The organism is Pseudomonas sp. HMSC065H01, assembly GCF_001815235.1.
GTDB classification, from domain to species: Bacteria; Pseudomonadota; Gammaproteobacteria; order Pseudomonadales; family Pseudomonadaceae; genus Pseudomonas; species Pseudomonas aeruginosa.
The window spans coordinates 108446-125007 of record NZ_KV819906.1 but is presented as its reverse complement, the minus strand read 5'-3'; the positions used below and the strand labels follow the sequence as shown (position 1 = coordinate 125007).

General features: G+C 69.2%; 18 protein-coding genes and 1 pseudogene. All 19 read right to left on the bottom strand.

The window, feature by feature from the left end; all coding sequences use genetic code 11:
- The coding region (locus tag HMPREF3014_RS20730; RefSeq protein ID WP_070753846.1) for a conjugative transfer ATPase at nt 1-1406 on the bottom strand (1406 nt) is incomplete at its 3' end.
- Nucleotides 1406-1840: a TIGR03751 family conjugal transfer lipoprotein gene (locus HMPREF3014_RS20725; protein WP_006409218.1), complete on the bottom strand. Its 435-nt coding sequence runs from the start codon at nt 1838-1840 to the stop codon at nt 1406-1408. The genes HMPREF3014_RS20725 and HMPREF3014_RS20730, both read right to left, overlap by 1 nt.
- Nucleotides 1821-3299 (bottom strand): TIGR03752 family integrating conjugative element protein, encoded by a 1479-nt coding sequence (locus HMPREF3014_RS20720; RefSeq protein ID WP_006409207.1) that lies wholly within the window; start codon nt 3297-3299, stop codon nt 1821-1823. The genes HMPREF3014_RS20725 and HMPREF3014_RS20720 overlap by 20 nt, the downstream gene beginning before the upstream one ends.
- A complete protein-coding gene (locus HMPREF3014_RS20715) occupies nt 3289-4206 on the bottom strand; it encodes a TIGR03749 family integrating conjugative element protein (protein ID WP_006409214.1) in 918 nt (305 codons plus the stop codon). Before HMPREF3014_RS20715 ends, HMPREF3014_RS20720 begins: the two co-directional genes overlap by 11 nt.
- The gene (locus HMPREF3014_RS20710; protein ID WP_006409208.1) at nt 4203-4895 is read right to left on the bottom strand and encodes a PFL_4703 family integrating conjugative element protein; all 693 of its coding nucleotides are present in this window, start codon (nt 4893-4895) and stop codon (nt 4203-4205) included. The genes HMPREF3014_RS20715 and HMPREF3014_RS20710 overlap by 4 nt, the downstream gene beginning before the upstream one ends.
- Nucleotides 4892-5317 (bottom strand): TIGR03750 family conjugal transfer protein, encoded by a 426-nt coding sequence (locus HMPREF3014_RS20705; protein WP_006409213.1) that lies wholly within the window; start codon nt 5315-5317, stop codon nt 4892-4894. The genes HMPREF3014_RS20710 and HMPREF3014_RS20705 overlap by 4 nt, the downstream gene beginning before the upstream one ends.
- A 12-nt stretch (nt 5318-5329) precedes the next feature.
- The gene (locus HMPREF3014_RS20700; RefSeq protein ID WP_031688395.1) at nt 5330-5695 is read right to left on the bottom strand and encodes a TIGR03745 family integrating conjugative element membrane protein; all 366 of its coding nucleotides are present in this window, start codon (nt 5693-5695) and stop codon (nt 5330-5332) included.
- A 23-nt stretch (nt 5696-5718) separates the two neighbouring features.
- Nucleotides 5719-5958 (bottom strand): TIGR03758 family integrating conjugative element protein, encoded by a 240-nt coding sequence (locus HMPREF3014_RS20695; RefSeq protein WP_006409219.1) that lies wholly within the window; start codon nt 5956-5958, stop codon nt 5719-5721.
- Nucleotides 5955-6341, bottom strand: a complete 387-nt coding sequence (locus HMPREF3014_RS20690; protein WP_006409217.1) for an integrative conjugative element protein, RAQPRD family — start codon at nt 6339-6341, stop codon at nt 5955-5957. Before HMPREF3014_RS20690 ends, HMPREF3014_RS20695 begins: the two co-directional genes overlap by 4 nt.
- 114 nt (nt 6342-6455) lie before the next feature.
- On the bottom strand, nt 6456-7205 hold the full coding sequence (locus HMPREF3014_RS20685; protein ID WP_006409210.1) for a TIGR03747 family integrating conjugative element membrane protein: 750 nt from the start codon (nt 7203-7205) through the stop codon (nt 6456-6458).
- Complete coding sequence (gene traD, locus HMPREF3014_RS20680) at nt 7202-9361, bottom strand: type IV conjugative transfer system coupling protein TraD (protein ID WP_006409209.1); 2160 nt, start codon at nt 9359-9361, stop codon at nt 7202-7204. The genes HMPREF3014_RS20685 and traD overlap by 4 nt, the downstream gene beginning before the upstream one ends.
- Before the next feature lie 28 nt (nt 9362-9389).
- The gene (locus HMPREF3014_RS20675) at nt 9390-9944 is read right to left on the bottom strand and encodes an integrating conjugative element protein (protein WP_006409204.1); all 555 of its coding nucleotides are present in this window, start codon (nt 9942-9944) and stop codon (nt 9390-9392) included.
- Nucleotides 9941-10525, bottom strand: coding sequence for a lysozyme family protein (locus HMPREF3014_RS20670; RefSeq protein ID WP_006409211.1), 585 nt, complete (start codon nt 10523-10525; stop codon nt 9941-9943). The genes HMPREF3014_RS20675 and HMPREF3014_RS20670 overlap by 4 nt, the downstream gene beginning before the upstream one ends.
- Complete coding sequence (locus tag HMPREF3014_RS20665) at nt 10510-11232, bottom strand: TIGR03759 family integrating conjugative element protein (protein ID WP_006409212.1); 723 nt, start codon at nt 11230-11232, stop codon at nt 10510-10512. Before HMPREF3014_RS20665 ends, HMPREF3014_RS20670 begins: the two co-directional genes overlap by 16 nt.
- A gap of 9 nt (nt 11233-11241) precedes the next feature.
- Nucleotides 11242-11886: a hypothetical protein gene (locus HMPREF3014_RS20660; protein WP_006409203.1), complete on the bottom strand. Its 645-nt coding sequence runs from the start codon at nt 11884-11886 to the stop codon at nt 11242-11244.
- A complete protein-coding gene (locus HMPREF3014_RS20655; protein ID WP_006409216.1) occupies nt 11883-12479 on the bottom strand; it encodes a PFGI-1 class ICE element type IV pilus protein PilL2 in 597 nt (198 codons plus the stop codon). Before HMPREF3014_RS20655 ends, HMPREF3014_RS20660 begins: the two co-directional genes overlap by 4 nt.
- A 147-nt stretch (nt 12480-12626) precedes the next feature.
- Nucleotides 12627-14909 (bottom strand): DEAD/DEAH box helicase family protein, encoded by a 2283-nt coding sequence (locus tag HMPREF3014_RS20650; RefSeq protein ID WP_034016789.1) that lies wholly within the window; start codon nt 14907-14909, stop codon nt 12627-12629.
- 134 nt (nt 14910-15043) lie between these two features.
- The gene (locus HMPREF3014_RS20645; protein WP_031688401.1) at nt 15044-16162 is read right to left on the bottom strand and encodes a DUF6094 domain-containing protein; all 1119 of its coding nucleotides are present in this window, start codon (nt 16160-16162) and stop codon (nt 15044-15046) included.
- Between the two features lie 67 nt (nt 16163-16229).
- Nucleotides 16230-16562, bottom strand: a pseudogene (locus tag HMPREF3014_RS20640) (hypothetical protein); the annotation flags it as partial.

The window sequence follows — 16562 nt, the reverse complement described above, 5'->3', positions numbered from 1 at the left end:
AGCCAGCGCAGGTAGCTGTTGAGCGGCGCCACTTCGTCTTCCTCGCGTACCGGCTGCAGGCCGGCGTTGAGCATGACGTTGACCAGTTGCAGGCCGCGGGCGTCGAGCTGCACGAGGTCGCGCCCGCGCAGGTAGAAGGCCAGCGCGCCGCGGTACAACTTGTGCGCGCTGCCGATCAGCCCGCGCGCTTCCTGCACGTCGCGGCGCGTCTGCTCCGAGGCCAGCGTCTCGCCGACCGACTTCTTGCTCAGGTGGTTCAGGTGCGCTTCGAGCACGTCCTGCGGCGTCGCGACGACCGTCAGGCACATCACCGTGTCCTCGGGCATCTGGTCGAACAGCGCGTTGACCGCATCGCCGCCCTTGCGCGTCTCGCCGGTGACGTGGCCCGTGGCGGGCGGCATGCGCAGGCGGTCCATCACGATGACCCGGTGCGGCATGCCGTCGAAGACCCAGGTGCCGTTCGCCACGTCCGAGCGCGGCTGGCCGAAGAACAGGCGCTGCGCGAAGTCGCCGCTGGCCAGCTCAATCTCGCCTTGCTCGGCTTCCTCGGGGTAGCGGGTCAGCGCGTAGAACCGTTCGCGGTCGGCGGCGGCGGGGCCAAGCATCGTGGGGTGCGGGTTGAACCAGCGCAGCAGCCAGTCGTGGATGTCGCTCGCCTCCATGCGCCGGGCCTTCACGCCCGTGTTGGCGAGGCCACCTGCGAGTCGGTCGCAGATCGTCGTCAGTGCCTGCTCGGGAGATTGGCCGCGCCGGGACGCGCCAGACGCACTCGCGCGCCGGTAGACCACCATGCGCACTCGCCGCACTTGGCCGCGCCACGGCAGGCGCGTCACCGTCGTGTCCTCGAACAGGCCGCCGGGCTTGGCGATCGCACGCAGGTGATGCCCGAAGAAGCGCAGGTAGAACTCGGTGAAGGCGCTGCCCTGAGCGCGCGGCCGCACGTAGTTCGTGAGCCCGCGCAGGTAGTTGTCCCAGGTTGCTTCGTCCTGGGCGTAGAGCTGCACCACCCAGGGGTTCTCGTCGAGTTCGTCGAACGAGTCCTGCAGCGCGTTCTCCAACGCATCGCGCGCCTGCCACAGCCATGCCATCTCGCGGCCCTCGGTGCCGACCGGCGCCAGCTCGAAGAAGGCCGCCACCGACTGGCCGTCCTCCAGCAGCACGCTCTTGGAATCGGGCAGGTACTCCACCCAGGGGAGCAGGTCGGCGAAGGACGGCGCCACGCCGTAGAGCGCCTGCAAGTCCGCCTCGGTGGCCGGCCGGCGCGGCTGGCCGCCCACCGCGCTGCCGGGCTCGGGAATACCGTGCGCGGCCAGCGTCGAGACATGCTGCGCCCAGGCGTCATCGGCATCCAGGTCGGGGCCGGCAGGCGTGGCGGCCTTGCGTGCCCAGGGCAACGACCAGGCCATCAGTAGTCCTCCAGGCGCTCGCCGGGCATCGCGTACTGCACGCGCTGGTAGAGCGGGAACACGGTGGTGTAGCCGGGCACCGGCACCGGGTCGGTGCCGGCTAGGTGCGGGAACACGTACATCACCAGGTCCGGGTTCGGCAGCCGGTGGAACTGGCGGTAAATCTCGTTGGCCGCGGTGCCCGTGTAGGCGGCAGCGGCGGCGGGCGCCGCCTGCACGTCGGCCTCGGTCAGCGGCCGGCGCAGGCCCTGGCGCGCGTCGAGCAGTTGCCGCGCCGCCTGTCCGCTACCGGCGCTGCCGCCCGTCTCCTGGTTCCACACGTCGAGCATGGTGTGATCGCCGTGCGGCAGCAGCTCGTCCTTGCTGGTCGCGCAGCCGCCCAGCACCATGACCGCGCACAGGGCCGCGGCCGATTCAATCCAAATCCGACGCATGGGCGTCTCCGATGCGGTGATTGACCCGCCGCCCCTTGGCGTCGTAGTCGATGTTGAGCGGCTGCTCCAGATGCACGGCGACCTTGGCGCCGGGCCGCACGTAGACCGCGGCGAAGGCCTGCCCGTAGAGCTTGTTGACCCAATCGGCCATGTCGCGCACGCCGCCGGCCAGGATGCGGCCCATCGCCTCATTGCCGCTGATACCGACGGTGCCGAGCGAGCCGTTGCTGTTGGCGACCACGGCCACGCTGCCGTTGTCCGACTTGATCAGCGAGGCCGCACCGGCGCCGGCCGCGGTGATCAGCGCCTGCGAACCCAGGTACTGCTGCGCGTTGCTGCGCCGCTCGCCCGAGACGCACGGGATGCCGTAGGGGTCGCTGATCCAGCCCAGGCCGCCCTGCGTCGTGCTGTTCGCGCTGTTGCCCTGATTGCCGCTGCTCCGATTCCGATTGCCGTCCTCCGGCACGGTACGGATCGTGCCGTCGTTGAAGACGAACGTGACCGAGCGGATCTGGCCGCGCACGCAGGAAAGCGTCCAGTCGCCCGAGGCCGTGCCGCTGACCACCGCGCCGGCCACGTCGGGGATGTCGATGCCGTTGGCGGTCAGGTTGTCCGGGCCGATCAGCACCTTGAAGGGATACGGATCATTGACCGTGCCGTCGATCGGCACGCGGCCGATCAGCGCCGTCATCGCGATCGAGCCCATCAGCGTCGAGTTCGACGGCACCGTGTAGACCGGCTTGGCGAAATTGCCCGTGGCGCTCACGGCGCGGCTGCCCGCATCCGCGACGGTGCTTGCCACGCCGTCGGCCGTGTCGGAAAGCGTCTTCTGCGCCGGCCCGAAGCTGGTCGGGAAATTCAAGCCGCCGCTGCTGCCGTTCTTCGCTGAGGGTTTCGCATCGTCCGGCTCCACCCAGCGCGTGCCGTTGGTGTTGCGCGCACTGCCGCTCTGGTTGCCGCCGAAGCTCTTGCCGTCGCCTTGCTCCAGCCCGAGGCCCACCGGCAGGTCGGCCTGGCCGCTCTTGCCGGAGAGGCCGTCCAGGCGCCGCTGCAGGTCTTGCAGCAGGCCCTGGGTCTGCTGGCGGTCGCCGGCCAACTGCTCGCGGTCCTGCTGCAGGCGGCCGCGTTCGCCGTCGAGCGCGGACTGGATGCGCTGGTCGATCGCGCTTTCCCTCGCGCGCATGCGTTCGTTCTCGGTCTTCTGGTTCTTGTTGTCGTTGAGCGCCGTCTGCAGCTCGTTGCGCAACTGCTTGACCTGGGCCACCAACGTCGCGACGGTATCGCGCGGCGTGTCGCCCTCGATGCCCAGCGCCTTCATCTCTTCGGGCGTGAGCGGGTTGGCGCTGCCGGGAGGTACCGGCCTGGCGCTGCGCTCGCCCGAGAAGAGCTTGATGCCGACGAACACCAGCACCAGCGCCATCGGGATCAGCAGCCACTTCAGGAGGGGGTTACTTTTCATCGCGCGCTCCTCCTTCGGCCTGGCCGGCGGCCGCCGCCGGCGGCAGGTTCACCGTCGCGTCGATCGGCGCCACCTTGGGCAGCAGCGACTCGGCCAGGCCGTGGCCACGGGTGACGAGATAGACCACGGTGGTGTCGGCTGCGCGGCCGGCCGGCCCCAGGGTCGGATGCTGAAAGGTCGCGGCGAGGAAGTCGCCCTGCAGCGCACGCGGATCGAGGTCGAGCCAGCGCCCGGAGGTGTTGGTGAGCTTCACGGCCGTCACCCACTGGTCTTCGAGCCGCCACGCGGCCAGCGCCTGCGCGCGCACCGGCAGCGTGGGCAGCAAGGTGTCCAGCGCGAGGTTGCGGCGCAGGTTGACGCGGCCGATGCCGGCCATGGGCTCCACGGTGCGCAGCGGCGCGTACAGGTTTTGCGCCGCGTAGCGCGTCAACACCACGGCCACCGGCGTTGCGCGGCGGGCGGTTGGTGTCGGGCGCTGCGCATCGTCGTCCGCGGTGGCCGAGGGGCTGGCCGGCTCGCTGTAGCGGATGGCCGGCACATCACCCTCGACGATGCGCACGGGTTCGAGCGCGGGCTGGCCCGCCTTGGCCGGCTCGGCGGCGATGTCGAGCAGGATCAGCGCGCCGGATTCCACGTCCTGTAGTTGCAGCCGCGTGGGCGGGATGGGCGCGCTGGCGCGCAGGTAGATCGCGCCACCGGCGCTCTGCACGCGCAACTGCTCGCCGACGCCGGCCGGCACGCCGATGCGCACGTTGCGCTCGATGAAGACCACGCGCTCCTGGCCGACCACGAGCGGCACCGCCAGCGGCAGGCGCTCCCAGCGCAGGATTTCGATGGCATTGCCCGCGGGCACGAAACCCAGGCACAACAGGACGCCGGCCAGGGCCGGAAGGAAGCAGCGCTTCATGGGGTGTCTCCCTGCAGATTGGCACCGGGGCTGGCGGGCTTGCCGGCTGGCGCCGGGGGCGGCGGGGTTTCGATGCGCTCGGGCGCACGTGCATAGCAGTCCAGAACGAGGCCGAAGGGATTGCGCTCGGGATCGATGTCGATGCGCACGACCTTCAGCGCGTAGCGCACGAGTGCGCGCTTGACCTGCTCGGCGCCCAGGTACTCGTCGGCGCTCACGTCCAGCGTGACGATCCAGTCGTTCGCCGACACGGTGCGCACGCGCGCGGCGGGATCGTCGCCGTAGCCGCGGCCGGGAATCTCGTAGATGCCGCGCACGCGCTGGCGCAACTCGCCGTTGCTGCGCCGGAACTCGTAGTCCTGTTGCAGGAAAGCCCGGCAGCTCGGTGTGAAGTAGGCCGACAGCCCATGCAGGTTGCGCGGGTAGTCCTGCTCGCCGTTAGTCGGCCAGCGTTGCGCCTGCTGCCAGATGTAGAAGGTGAAGGCGTAGACGCTTTCCGGCGGCACGTCCCACCACTTGCGGGTGCTGCCCGAGCGCAGGTCGGGCGGCACGTGGATGGTCAGGCTCTTGGGTGCGCTCCACCAGCCGAAGCCGAGCAGCAGCGCCACCACGAACAGCGCGGCGCCGGCCAGGCGCAAGGCCTTCACATGCGCCTGCAGGTGCGCGACCTCGTTCTTGAATCGGCTCATGGTCTATCTCGACGCAGGGACGGGTTGGGCCGCAGGCGCCGCGTGGACCACCAGCCCGAGCGGGTGATGAGTTGCCCACCGCCCGCGTGGGCCGCCAGCGCGGGGTAGCGCAGCGCGAGCCGCCACTGAAGCTGGCGGTACAGCCAGGTGTCAGGCCGGCCGCGCTTCCACCTCCGCAACAGACCGCCGCCCACGAAGACGCCGATGCCGATGCCGGCAACGACCAGCGTGGGCACCATCGCAATGCTGTGGGTCAGCCAGGCCAGCGGCACGCCGGCCACGAACCCGACCGCGCCCGACAAGCCGGCGCAGACCCACAGCTCGTCGGCCGTGAGCCCGCGCACGACCACCGGATGGCGGTTCAGGCGATGCGGCATAAAGGTCACGAGCCCGTCGCGCGGGCTCTCCAGGGCGCTGGCCATGGTTGCCGGCCCTTACAGCACGCCGGTGGCCTTGGTCAGCAGCCAGATGCCGACGACCAAGAGGATCGCGCCGACCGCCACCGTCAGGCCGAACTGGCCCCAGGTGGCGCGGCCGGTGTGGATCTCCGCGTAGCGCGTGTAGGCGTGGTAGCAGACGCCGACGAACATCGAGGCGACCACGAGCAGCGCGATCAGCAGCACGATGTCGTAGCCGTAGTTCTGCAGCGTCTGCATGATGCCGCTGCCGGTGCCGCGCGACGGGTCTTCCAAGGTGGGCAGGGCCGCCAGCGAGACAAGCGGCGTGACAGCGAGGCCCAGCGAGGCAAGCATGGCTGCGATGCGCGCAGCGGGGCGACGAGGAATCAGCGAAGCGTTCATGGCGATACACCCTTTCATGGTGGTCAGGACAGGAGGAAGAAGCCCAGCACCAGGTACATCGCGACGAAGCGCACGATGACGCCGAGGAACTGGCGTTGGGTCAGGTGGTGCTCGGCCCAGCCGACATAGGCGGTGCGCATCGCCCACACGCCCCACAGCAGCAGGACGGCGAAGACGAAACCGAGCACGACGGTGGAGACGGCTGCGGGCGCGAACCCGCCGTTGGCCTGAAAGGCGGCGACCTGATCGGCGGACGGCGTCATGGCGACGGCGCCTCCTTGTCGGGGGCCGTGCCGCTGCGCGTGTAGTCGCCGGCCAGCGGCACGGGATCGCGCGGCTGCGCGCGCTGGGGAACGAGGTAGTCCCGCACGCCTGCGCGCATGCGTTGCAGGTCGGCGCGCAGCCGGGCGTAGTCGAAGTGGTAGCGGGACCGTTCCTGCGGCGCGGTGGCCGCTCCGCGTTCGGCCAGGCGATCCAGCAGTTCGAGCTGGCGCGTCACCGCGGCGAGCATCTCGCGCTCTGCGGCGTTGTCGGCTGCATCGGCGGCGACGGCCGGCTGAAGCCCCGCAGCGGCGAGCAGGAGCGCGGCCAATAGCGCGGCGATGGCGTGGCGCCGGACATGCGCAGGACTGCGGAAGGTTTCCATCGAGCCGTTCTCCGGGGATGCGAATGGCTCATGCTCGAACGCCCGGTCTTCCGGCGCCGCAATCAATCGGAACCGGCCCGCCACCGCTTTCCGGCAGCGCAAGGAACGACGCGCCTACAGGTACTTCTTGAAGGTGGCCGCGGAGATGGCCACGGCAACGCCCAGCAGCGCCGCGCTGGGCAGCAGGATCAGCAGCGGATGCACGCTGACCGGCAGCGCGAGGTACGTGACCCAGGGCAGCACCGCCAGCGGCATCAGGCTCGCCCTGGCCCGGTGGTAGACGAAGCCCGATTCGCGCCCGGCGCCGAAGCCGCGCACGTCCCTGCGCACCAGCCCATCGACCAGGCCGACGAAAGCAGCCATCACGAACAGCGGCAGGATCAGGATCAGCACCAGCAGCCGCACGAGGAACACCAACACGGTGTAGGCCGAGGCGATCAGGTAGCTCTCCACATGCACGTAGACCTGTCCAAGGTAGTAGCGGAAGTCCTGCACCTGGCTGCGGGTGCCGGCACGGGATTGCGAGGCGGCATCGCGTATCCAGTCCAGCAGCCCGGTCTTCACGAACAGTCCTTGGTAGGCCCACTCGACGAGCTGCCGCGCACTGCGCCCCGGCTCCTGCACCAGCACGCTGCGCGTGAAATGCTCCGAGACCTGCGACAGCTCGTAGTTCAGCATGCCCTGCGCATGGCGCCAGCCCTGCTCGGGCCAGAAGAAGTGCATGCCGACGCACTCGATCACGATGCACAGCATCAGCGAGCCGCACAGCACGCCGAACAGCCGGAACGGCAGCGTGACCAGCCCCGCGATCAGGCCCTGCTGGCGGACCTGCTGGCGCTGGACGGCGACGGCGGGGTCGCTCATGCCGCGGCCCCTTCATCCACGCTCGCCATCTGCTTGAAGTCCGCCAGCAGATCGTCGGGCAGCGCCTGATCCTGCAGGCCGGGAATGCCCTTGCCGTCCCACCAGTCGCCGGCCTCGACGTAGTGCTGCCGCATGTAGCCGGCCAGCTCCTGCAGATCCTTCGGCATGGCCTCGTCGGGGTCGGGCGCCGGCAAGGGCATGCGTACCTTCCACAGGTGGCCGCCCTCGATCAGCGCGAAGCACTGCCCCTTGGGCAGGCCGACGACGTGCGCCGGCTCGATCAGCGGCACGCTGGTACTGGTGACGCGATCCTGGGTGTTGGAGGTGAAAGCGGTGTTGCCGGAAGGATCGGAACTGTCGGTGGCGCCGCTGACCAGGGAGGTGGTGTAGACCTCCACCTGGGGAAGTTGGCGTGTCAGCAGCTCGGCCGTGATGGTTTCGCGCACGCGCAGCATGAACAGGTTGTTGAAGTTCCCGATGACCTGGCCGGCCTTGGCGCGACTGCCGATGCGGGCCTCAATGTCGCTCATGGTCTGCGTATAGGCCGTGACCTGCACCCCGGCGCCGCCGCCCTTGTTGACCATCGGGATGAACTCGTCGCCCATCAGTTCGTTGAACTCATCCGCGTGCACGTTGATTGGCACCTTCATGCCGGCCGACGCGCCCGGCAGACCATCGTCGATGCCGAACTTGTAGATGTGGCCGGCGACGGAGACGAGATCGGAGAACATCGAGTTGCCGACAGCGGCCGCCACTTCGGCATCCGACAGCGCATCGAGCCCGACATAGACCACGGCCCGCTTCCTGATGATCTGCATCCAGTCGAAGATCGGCCGCGGGTCGCCCAGGTCCGAGTAGTTCGGCGCCAGCAACTGCGCGATCTTGCCGGTGGTCAGCTTCTCCAGCAGCGGCAGGAGCGATGCGACGATCTTGTCGAAGTACGTCCGGTCGTAGCGCACCGCGCTGCGCAGGCCGTCGAGCACCGGGTCGTAGATGCGCACCTGCGACAGGTACTGCTCCAGCGCGACGACGCGCTTCTCCCGCCCGATCATGTTGCGCGGGATGTTCTTGTCGTTCAGCTTGGCTTCGAGCTGGACGATGACCTCCCAGGCTTTCGGCTCGCTCCTGGCGAAGTAGTGCTGGGCGTACTCGATGAACAGCGCATCGATGTTGATGACGTGGCGCTGGATCAGCAGGTAGTCGGGCCGCTGCCCCAGCTCGACCAGAGCACGGGCGATGATGTTGACAAACCTCCACGCGAACTCCCTGAAGGCGGCCGAATTGCCTTCACCGGAGAGCTGGCCCGCGATGCGCGTGGCAACTTCGCTGATGCGCCCGAACCGCCCCACGGCGTTGTAGCGGGCGCTGATGTCCGGCCAGCCCAAATGGAAGACGTAGAACTCGCCTTCGCGCCCGGCGCGTTTGGCTTCCACGTACATGCGCTTGAGCAGATCGGTGTCGCCCTTGGGGTCGAAGACGATCACGACCTCGTGCTGGCCGCCCACCTTGCGGCGGATGTCCTGGGTGATGAACAGTTCGGCCAAGCGGGTCTTGCCGACGCGGGTGGTGCCCAGCACCAGCGAATGGCCGACGCGCTCGGCCAAAGGCAGGGTGACGTCAACCTCGTGCGGCTCGATGCCGTGCAGGCGCGGCAGGCCGCCCACCGGCGGCAGAGGCCGCGCCGGGTTGAGCGGGCTGTCCCAGGCCAGGGCCTTGGCGAGCTTGGACAGCGGGTACGGCGCGAACTCCAGGCGCTCCTCGAAGTACCGGGCCGCCCGGTAGATCGCCGTCGGTTCGACATAGCGGCGGAACTCCGGCCGGTAGGTCTGCATCAGCCGGTGCGTGTGGCGCTGGTCCCAGCGGAAACCCCGGCCGACGAACAGCCGCTGCTGGCTGACCGGCACGTCGCGGCTGGTCATCACGTAGCGCGGCAGGCGCCGGATGTTGCGCCGGTAGCGCAGGATCGCCCAGGCGTCCCGGAAGCGGATCGCACCGAAGGTCAGGAAGGCCAGCGCGCTACCCAGGCCGAGCAAGGGGCTCAGCGCGAGCGACCACGGGGCCACCAGGCACAGAAGCGCGGCGCCCGCACAGACCGCGACGGTGTAAAGCTCCACCGCTGGCCGCAGCAAGACTTCGACGGCTTGGGAGTGGGCCATGGTGGGCGCTTCACCTGGCTCTACCGCGTCAGGGCTCGATGCCGGTGGCGGTGATCAGCACCGGGTAGTGCTTGATGCCCAGGCGGTGTGCCAGGTCGTCGCCCGAGGCCGGGGACAGCACCAGACCCGGCGCGAGGCGGCGCAGCGCGGCCAGTGCCTCGGGCGTCGCGACATTGACCACCAGGCCCACGGCGCGCTGTGCCTGCAGCTCCACGCGCCGCTGCTTGAGCCAGGCGCGCGAGCGGTCGTCGTCACCGACCAAGAACTGCGGCGTCAGGCCCGGCGCGCGGATCACGCGGCGCGGCTCGTCGCCGGGCGACAGCCGCGCCGAGCGCACCGGCAGCATGGCCGCCTCAGCGTCCGCAGGGCCACCGATGCGCGGCGCCGGCTGCGGCATCGTCGGTTGACCTGGCTGCGCATCCTGCGGGTTCAAGGCCCGGTAGTACGGCAGCGCGGAGGCGCCGCCCTTGTCTTCGACCACGATCAGCGGCGGGGAGACGGCCTTGTTTGCGGCGCTGCGGTCCTGCGCGTGGGCCACGGCGGCGAACATCGCCGCGGCGGCGGCAAGGAGGATGCGATTCATGGCATGGGGCTCCGGGCTGAGGGAATGGAGGCGCCCGGCCCCAGCACGCGGGTCAGGTGCTGGTGGACGTTGCGGCGGTAGCGGGCGGCGGGCGCGCCACCCGCAGGACGGTGGTAGCGGCCGATGGCGACCAGCCAGTCCTCGCCCGGCATGTGCTGCTCCTGCAGGATTTCCGCGGCGATGGCGAGGTTGCGGTACGGGTCGAGCAGGTCGCAGGGGTGGTCGTAACGCTGCGCGTGGTAGCCGAGGTTGACCTGGCCGAGGCCGGCGTCGATGCGGTTGGCCGGCGCCCGGGCGAGCGCCCGGCGGATGCCTGCGCAGGCATCGACCCGCGTGGCGTAGCGTTCGGCCCGCCCGGCGACGTTGAGCGTCCACGGCCAGGGGATCAGGCGACCGCGCAACCGGGCGCCGCTCTCCTGCAGCGCGACCGCATACAGCACCGGCGACGGCACGCCCGCCTGCTGCGCGGCAAGCTGATAGGCGGGAGGCGGCACTTCTTGGGCCAGGGCGAAGCTCGCACAGGCGCAGAGCCCGAGGGCCAGTGCGACACTGCTGGCACGGAGCGCTACTGCCGCTGCCATTGGCCATTGACCTCGCGCACCACGGCGGGCAGATCGCCGGGCAGGCCGAGCGACAGCCAGCGCCCGGCGTCGTGATTGAGCGTGATGGTGCGCGCGCGCACGCGGCCGGCGTCGATGCCGGCCTGGGTCGCCCACTGGCGGATGCGGGCATCGTCCTGGCGGCTGCCGACCATGTAGAGATCGAAGGCTGTGCCGGCCGCCTGCAACTGGCGCGCGCGCTGCTCGCACGGCGGACACTCGGCCTTCACGAAAACCGCCAGCCGGCCCGAACCCCGGTTGCCGGCGCCCGGCGCCTTCGCGCCCGGCATGTCCACACGCTGCTGGCCCGGATAGAGCCGCTTCCAGGCGGCGTCGTAGGCCCGCTGGTAGGCCAGCGTCTTGCCCACGCGCTTCGATTCCGCCTGCACATGCAGCTCCGCATAGCGGTTGCGTTCCTCGTCGCTGCGCGCCTCGATGCCCAGGGCCGTGAGCGGATCGAGGTTCGGGGAATAGACGCCCAGCGGCCCCTGCATCAGTTGCCGGTAGCGCGCCCATTCCTCCAGCCGCAGACCCCAATCGCGCGCTAGGCGCTCGTCCAGCATGGCGTCGATGCTGTTCTGAACCTGGGCGGGAACCGTGCGCGAGGACGCAACCGGCGCCGACTGCGCCGAGGCAGCACCCGCGACGACGGTGAGGATGGCGGCAAGACCGATCGCGGCTGGTTTCATGGCCGGCTCCTACGGCAGCGCGATGCGCTGCGTCTGGCCGTCCACGCGGAACACGGCGGCGTGCGCCTCGATGACTTGCAATTGCCAGGCGCCGATGGCATCGCCTTCGCGCAGCAGTCGCAATTCGCGCACGGCGGCCACGCCCGGCCCCGCGATCGACAGGAAGCGCTCGCCGCCGCGCAGTTCCAGGCCTGCGACGCTGAACGGCGGCTCCGGCGCCTTGGGCTTGACCGCCTCGGCGATGCGCCGGGGCGACGCGGCAGGCGCAGCGGCTTTCTTCAGGCGGGCCTCGATGTCGCCCACGCGGGCCTGCAGCGCCTGCAGGTCGCCGGCACGGCTGTCCGCGGCTTGGGCCTGCTCCACTTGCGACAGCCGTTCGTCGAGCGCCTTGCGGGCGGCCTCGAAGTCCGGTTGGGCGACGGGCTTGGGCTGGTTCTTCGAGGTTGCGGACTGCTGTTCGAGTTCCGCGACGCGCGTGTTGAGCGCCTGCACGTGGGCATCCTGGGCACTGGCCTGGCTTTGCTCGGCCAGGCGCGACAGGCCCACGCTGTTGACCACGGCCAGCACGCTCACGAGCAGCAGGCAGGCGGCCGCTGCGATCTTCAGCCAGCGCGCGCGGTCGGCGCCTTCGGCGGGAAGTTGCGGGATGTTCATGGCTGGGCCTCCTGGGGTTGCGCGGGTTCGGCTTCCGTCGTGCCGGGTGCGGGGACGGCGGCGACGCGGCCAGCGGAGCGCGCTGCCGTCACGCGCGTGAAGCACACCGCGCGCGCTGCGTCATCGACGGACAGCTCCCAGGCCGGGCCGGCGAGTGCCAGCAAGGCATCGCGCAGCGACAGCGGCCCGAGCCGCAGATGCGCCGCCGGCAGCGGCAGCGCGTACAGCGCCGCGGCCTCCGTCGTGTCGCAGAGCCGGTAGCCGGTGCGCAGCAGCACGTGCCGCAGGGCATCGCCGACGTTCGCATCGAAGGTCGGCGGAATCGAAACCTCAATCACCTGTCGCGTCAGGTCGCGCTGCGCGGGTTCCGGCACCAGCTCGACCAGCGTGTAGCGCCCGTAGCGGGCGACCGGGATCAGGGTCGGCTCGGGTTCCGGGTAGATGACCCTGGCCGACAAGACCGGCTCCGGTGGCATGGCGGTGGCCGTCGGGGCATTCGCCACGCCCGTGGAGGCGCAGCCGGTGATGAGCACGCAGCCGGTGAGCAAGGCGGGCACAACCAGGCGATGGGCGACGCAGGTGAGTGATTGCATGGTGCAGTTCCCTGGAACACGGAGCCCTCACCATCGCCGCCGCAGAGCTTTCGGGCAGCAAACAAAGGGAACTGGCATGCGCCCGATTCATGGCGCGGCAAAAAAAGAAGCCGGCGACCCGATGGGCCGCCGGCATGGGTGGGTGGATCAGGCCGCGATGAGCTGCCGGGCCAGTGCCACCTCGACGGAATCACCGTCCTGGTTCAGCACGTCCAATCCCGATTCGGGCACGTCTCCCGACGTGCTCTGCGAGACCATGATCTTCCGTGCCATCAGCCCCAGGCAGGTCATCTGCGAGGAAGCCGCGTAGCCGAGGTAGATCACGCGAACCGGCTGCTTCTGGCCGATGCGCCATGAGCGCCGGGCCGCCTGCTGCAGGCTGTAGACGTTGTAGCCCGACTGCATGAACACGATCGTTGGAAACTCCAACAGGTCGAGACCCGTCTTGACCAACTCCGGGTTCGTGACCAGCACGTCGATGCCGCGGTCCAACTGCTCGGCGATCCAGTCCTCGCGGCGGGAGGCATCCACGCTCGCGCGCAGCACCGCCACCTTGAAGCCTTCCTGCTCCAGCAGCACCTTCAAACGCGACGTGGTGTCGCGCGTGCCGGTGTAGACCGAATAGACCAGCGTCTTGCGACCCGCAGCCTTCTCCTGCTTGCAGATCTCGATCAGCTCGCGCTCCTTGGGTATCACCTCCAGCTCGTTGAACTGAGCCGGAACGAAGGCCAAGGTCTGGCGCGTGCGCGGGTGCACCACCGTCTCCGACCGGAAGCAGCAATCCGGCCAGGCCAGCAGCACGTTGAGGACCACACCGAGCAGCGTCGTGTCGCGCTTCGCCAGCGCCTGTTTCAGCGCTGTGGTCAGCCGACCCGAGAGATCGCGATAGGCCGCGGCCTGCACCGTGTCCATCGCCACCTCGCGGAACTCCTCGTCGTAGGGCGGCAGCACATTGCCGCCGATGTCCTTCAACTTGAGGAAGACCGTGAACGGCAGCACGCAACGCAGTACGCCTTTCGGGCCGAAGCCCGGCGCCTTGACCGTGCGCACCGAGACCTTGTTGCCCTTGGCCGTCTTGTGCGCCGTGCCGGTGCTCTCGGAATAGATGTCCTTGAGGACACCGTGATCGCGCATGAACGCCATCGCGGCCGAGGTCATGCTGCCGCTCTTGGTCAGGCGGTAGCCGTCTTCGATCATTCGCCCCGGCAGGGCTCGGAACAGCAGGTGGAACAGGTCGTCGCCGTAGCCGCCCATCAGCGTGCCGGTGAGCAGCAAGGTCTTGCGCGCCTTCGCTGCGAGCACGCCCATGGCCTGGCCCTGGGCACTGCCGCCGTTCTTGTACTCGTGCGCCTCGTCGGCGATGAGCAGGTCGAACGCGCCTTGCGGCAGGTAGCGCTTGATGAACTCGGACGGCTGGTAGCCGCCCTCGCCGAAGCCGAACTCCATGTTCGCCATCGCCCGCTCCATGCGGTGCGCCTGACGATCCGAGAAGACCAGCTCGCCGTTGCCATCCATGAGGTTGATGAACTCGTGGATGTTGTCGCCGAGCATCGACGCCAGGAAGGAGTCGCCGAACTTGCGCATCAGCTTCTGCGCGGTGACTTCCCCGATGGTCGGGATGCGCTGCAAGGCTTTGAAGACGGCCGTGGACTGGTCGTTGGCGGAAAGGCTCCGCGGTCGCATCAGCGTCCACAGCGGTGCGGCGCAATGGCTGCACCGGCGGCGGTAGTCCTCGGCTTCGAGTTCGACCGGGTTGATCGGCTCGCCGTCGAGGTTGGTGATGACCTGGCCGCAGTCCGGGCATGCGCCGACTTCGCCGTGCTTCGTGTGCCGCACGTTGAACACGGGCTTCCAGTGGAAACCCATGCGCATCCGCACGCGCCCGAGCACGAAGAACTCCTGGCCACGCGCCTGCATGCCCAACTGCTCGCGCAGCTTGATGAGCTTGACCAGCGTGTCCGGGCCGTTGAGCACCCAGACCTTGGCACCGGCCACCGTCTCCTGGATTTCGCGGCGCCACTTGTAGACCAGGTGGGGCGGCGACAGCACCAGGGTGCGGCGGTAGCCTTCGGCGTGCAGCACGGCGGCCGTGGCGATGCCGACGGTGGTCTTGCCGCAGCCCATCTCGCCATTGACGATCGCGGCGCGTTCGCTACGATCGGCCAGCAGTTCGGTGACGGCATGCACCACTTCGGCCTGCGCCTGGAACAGCTTGCGCTTGAGACTGGCCAGCACGAGCTGGCGATGCGGCCGGGCTTGGCCGGTGTAGACGGGTGGATTGGCGCGGTTGAGCGAATCCAGTAGCTCGTCGCCGAACTCGGCGACGAAATCCTGAAGGCTCAAGGCCAAGGGAGAAGCGGCCGCTTCGAGCAGGTCGCCCTGGACGGGCGTGCCATCGGCGGCGGGAACAACGTCGGTATCGAGGGACATGGTGATGCTCCAAAGAAGATGGGGCATGCACCTCCCCCTGCGGGGGCGATGGCATGCCCCGGGGTGGGAAGAGAAGAACGGCGCGAAGCCGCAGTGGAAGAACAGATCGACGGCGAACCGTCAGGGAACAGCGATCAGCGGATGGTCAACACCTCGCCGCAGGTCGGCGAGCCTGGGGTCATGTCCCAGGCACGGATGACCGGCACAAACTTGTCGGTCAGGATGCGCGTCTCGGCCACGGAGCCGTCGTCGCGTTCGGTGTATTCCGTCTGCAGCGTCTTCTCCTTGTGGGTGTCGCCCTTGACGACGAGCACGCGGCCCGTCTTGGACTTCACCACGCCGGAGATCGCGCCAGCAGCAAGCGCCAAGGCAAGATGCCAGTGCGACAAGGCCCGCGCCGGAGGCCGCAGCGATTGCTGCGCGGCGCCCAGGTGCGTATCGAGCGTCGGCCAGAGCCCTTGCAGCCGGCCGACTTCCTCGGCGAACTGCTCGGGTTCCATCGTCACGCGGTAGAAGTGCTCCGGCTCGGCCGGGCTGGCAGGCACCGTGTAAGGCAGGAACGGCCATTCGACTGGCAGTTCCTCCGCTTCGGCGTCGCCTTGCCCGATCTGCAACAGCAGCGCGCGCGTGGCTTTGACCGAATCCGATGCCTGGTCGCGCTGACGAACACGGCGGCCAAAGATCACCACCTGCTTGAACTGTGCTTCCACCGCGCGGTAGATGCGCAGATCGGCGAAGTGCCGGGTCAGCCATCCGACCAGCTCGGCATCGAGCACGTAGTGCGGCACGATGTAGATCAGCACGCCGCTGTATTGCAGCAGCGGCAGCGCCTTCTGGTAGAACAGCTTTTCCAGCCTGGCGCGGCCCTGGCCCTGGTAGCCGACGTTGCCGTTGGCGTCCTTGGTCAGGTCGCCATACGGCGGGTTGAGCCACAGCAGGCCGAAGCTCTGCCGGCTGATCAGCGTGTCCATCAGGTCGCCGTGGATGCAGCGATCGACCAGTTGCCGGGCATGGCGTGCACGCTCGGCCTCGTACTCGACGGCAAAGGCCTGGACCTGCTCGCGCCCGAGGGCGTGCGCGGCTTCGGCGATCGCCACGCCTTCGCCGGCGCAGGGATCGATGATGCACAGCGGCCCGTTCGAGGATTCGGCGGGCGCCAGCGCTGCGAGTGCTCTTTCGAGCGTGGGTTCATCCGTGGGGAAGTACCCGTTCTTGACGAAGTTGCGGGCGAGCCGCGGGAACATGAGGGCCATGGGAATCTCCTGGCATTGAAGATGAAGGGATGCGGACATGCGCGCGTGCATGTCCGGTGAAGGAGCCTCAAGCCACCGCTTCGAGCGGTTGTGCCGAGGGGATGCGGCTGGCGGGCGTGCCGGCGACGAGCGCGCCGCTGCGGATCAGGCCGCCCAGCACCTGGGTCAGCGTCGGCACGTCGATGGCGAGCCGATGGCCTTCCAGAGCCCCGAGGGCGAACGGCAGGCGCGTCAGCATCGACTTCGCCTGCAGCAGTTCCAGCACGGGTTCGCGCCATGGATCGAGAAGCGGCAGCGGGCAGGTGTCCCGCACCAGCTTCCACAGCCGGTCGAGCCGGTGCGTGGAATCGCGAGGCAGGAGCGCCAGCGCGCTGGCGTTGGCCTTGTCGGGCTTGACGCA

What these genes read in the sequence shown, in the direction of transcription:
- HMPREF3014_RS20725 (WP_006409218.1), bottom strand. Translation starts at nt 1,840, where the DNA reads ATGCGTCGGATTTGGATTGAATCGGCCGCGGCCCTGTGCGCGGTCATG.
- HMPREF3014_RS20720 (WP_006409207.1), bottom strand. Translation starts at nt 3,299, where the DNA reads ATGAAAAGTAACCCCCTCCTGAAGTGGCTGCTGATCCCGATGGCGCTG.
- HMPREF3014_RS20715 (WP_006409214.1), bottom strand. Translation starts at nt 4,206, where the DNA reads ATGAAGCGCTGCTTCCTTCCGGCCCTGGCCGGCGTCCTGTTGTGCCTG.
- HMPREF3014_RS20710 (WP_006409208.1), bottom strand. Translation starts at nt 4,895, where the DNA reads ATGAGCCGATTCAAGAACGAGGTCGCGCACCTGCAGGCGCATGTGAAG.
- HMPREF3014_RS20705 (WP_006409213.1), bottom strand. Translation starts at nt 5,317, where the DNA reads ATGGCCAGCGCCCTGGAGAGCCCGCGCGACGGGCTCGTGACCTTTATG.
- HMPREF3014_RS20700 (WP_031688395.1), bottom strand. Translation starts at nt 5,695, where the DNA reads ATGAACGCTTCGCTGATTCCTCGTCGCCCCGCTGCGCGCATCGCAGCC.
- HMPREF3014_RS20695 (WP_006409219.1), bottom strand. Translation starts at nt 5,958, where the DNA reads ATGACGCCGTCCGCCGATCAGGTCGCCGCCTTTCAGGCCAACGGCGGG.
- HMPREF3014_RS20690 (WP_006409217.1), bottom strand. Translation starts at nt 6,341, where the DNA reads ATGGAAACCTTCCGCAGTCCTGCGCATGTCCGGCGCCACGCCATCGCC.
- HMPREF3014_RS20685 (WP_006409210.1), bottom strand. Translation starts at nt 7,205, where the DNA reads ATGAGCGACCCCGCCGTCGCCGTCCAGCGCCAGCAGGTCCGCCAGCAG.
- traD (WP_006409209.1), bottom strand. Translation starts at nt 9,361, where the DNA reads ATGGCCCACTCCCAAGCCGTCGAAGTCTTGCTGCGGCCAGCGGTGGAG.
- HMPREF3014_RS20675 (WP_006409204.1), bottom strand. Translation starts at nt 9,944, where the DNA reads ATGAATCGCATCCTCCTTGCCGCCGCCGCGGCGATGTTCGCCGCCGTG.
- HMPREF3014_RS20670 (WP_006409211.1), bottom strand. Translation starts at nt 10,525, where the DNA reads ATGGCAGCGGCAGTAGCGCTCCGTGCCAGCAGTGTCGCACTGGCCCTC.
- HMPREF3014_RS20665 (WP_006409212.1), bottom strand. Translation starts at nt 11,232, where the DNA reads ATGAAACCAGCCGCGATCGGTCTTGCCGCCATCCTCACCGTCGTCGCG.
- HMPREF3014_RS20660 (WP_006409203.1), bottom strand. Translation starts at nt 11,886, where the DNA reads ATGAACATCCCGCAACTTCCCGCCGAAGGCGCCGACCGCGCGCGCTGG.
- HMPREF3014_RS20655 (WP_006409216.1), bottom strand. Translation starts at nt 12,479, where the DNA reads ATGCAATCACTCACCTGCGTCGCCCATCGCCTGGTTGTGCCCGCCTTG.
- HMPREF3014_RS20650 (WP_034016789.1), bottom strand. Translation starts at nt 14,909, where the DNA reads ATGTCCCTCGATACCGACGTTGTTCCCGCCGCCGATGGCACGCCCGTC.
- HMPREF3014_RS20645 (WP_031688401.1), bottom strand. Translation starts at nt 16,162, where the DNA reads ATGGCCCTCATGTTCCCGCGGCTCGCCCGCAACTTCGTCAAGAACGGG.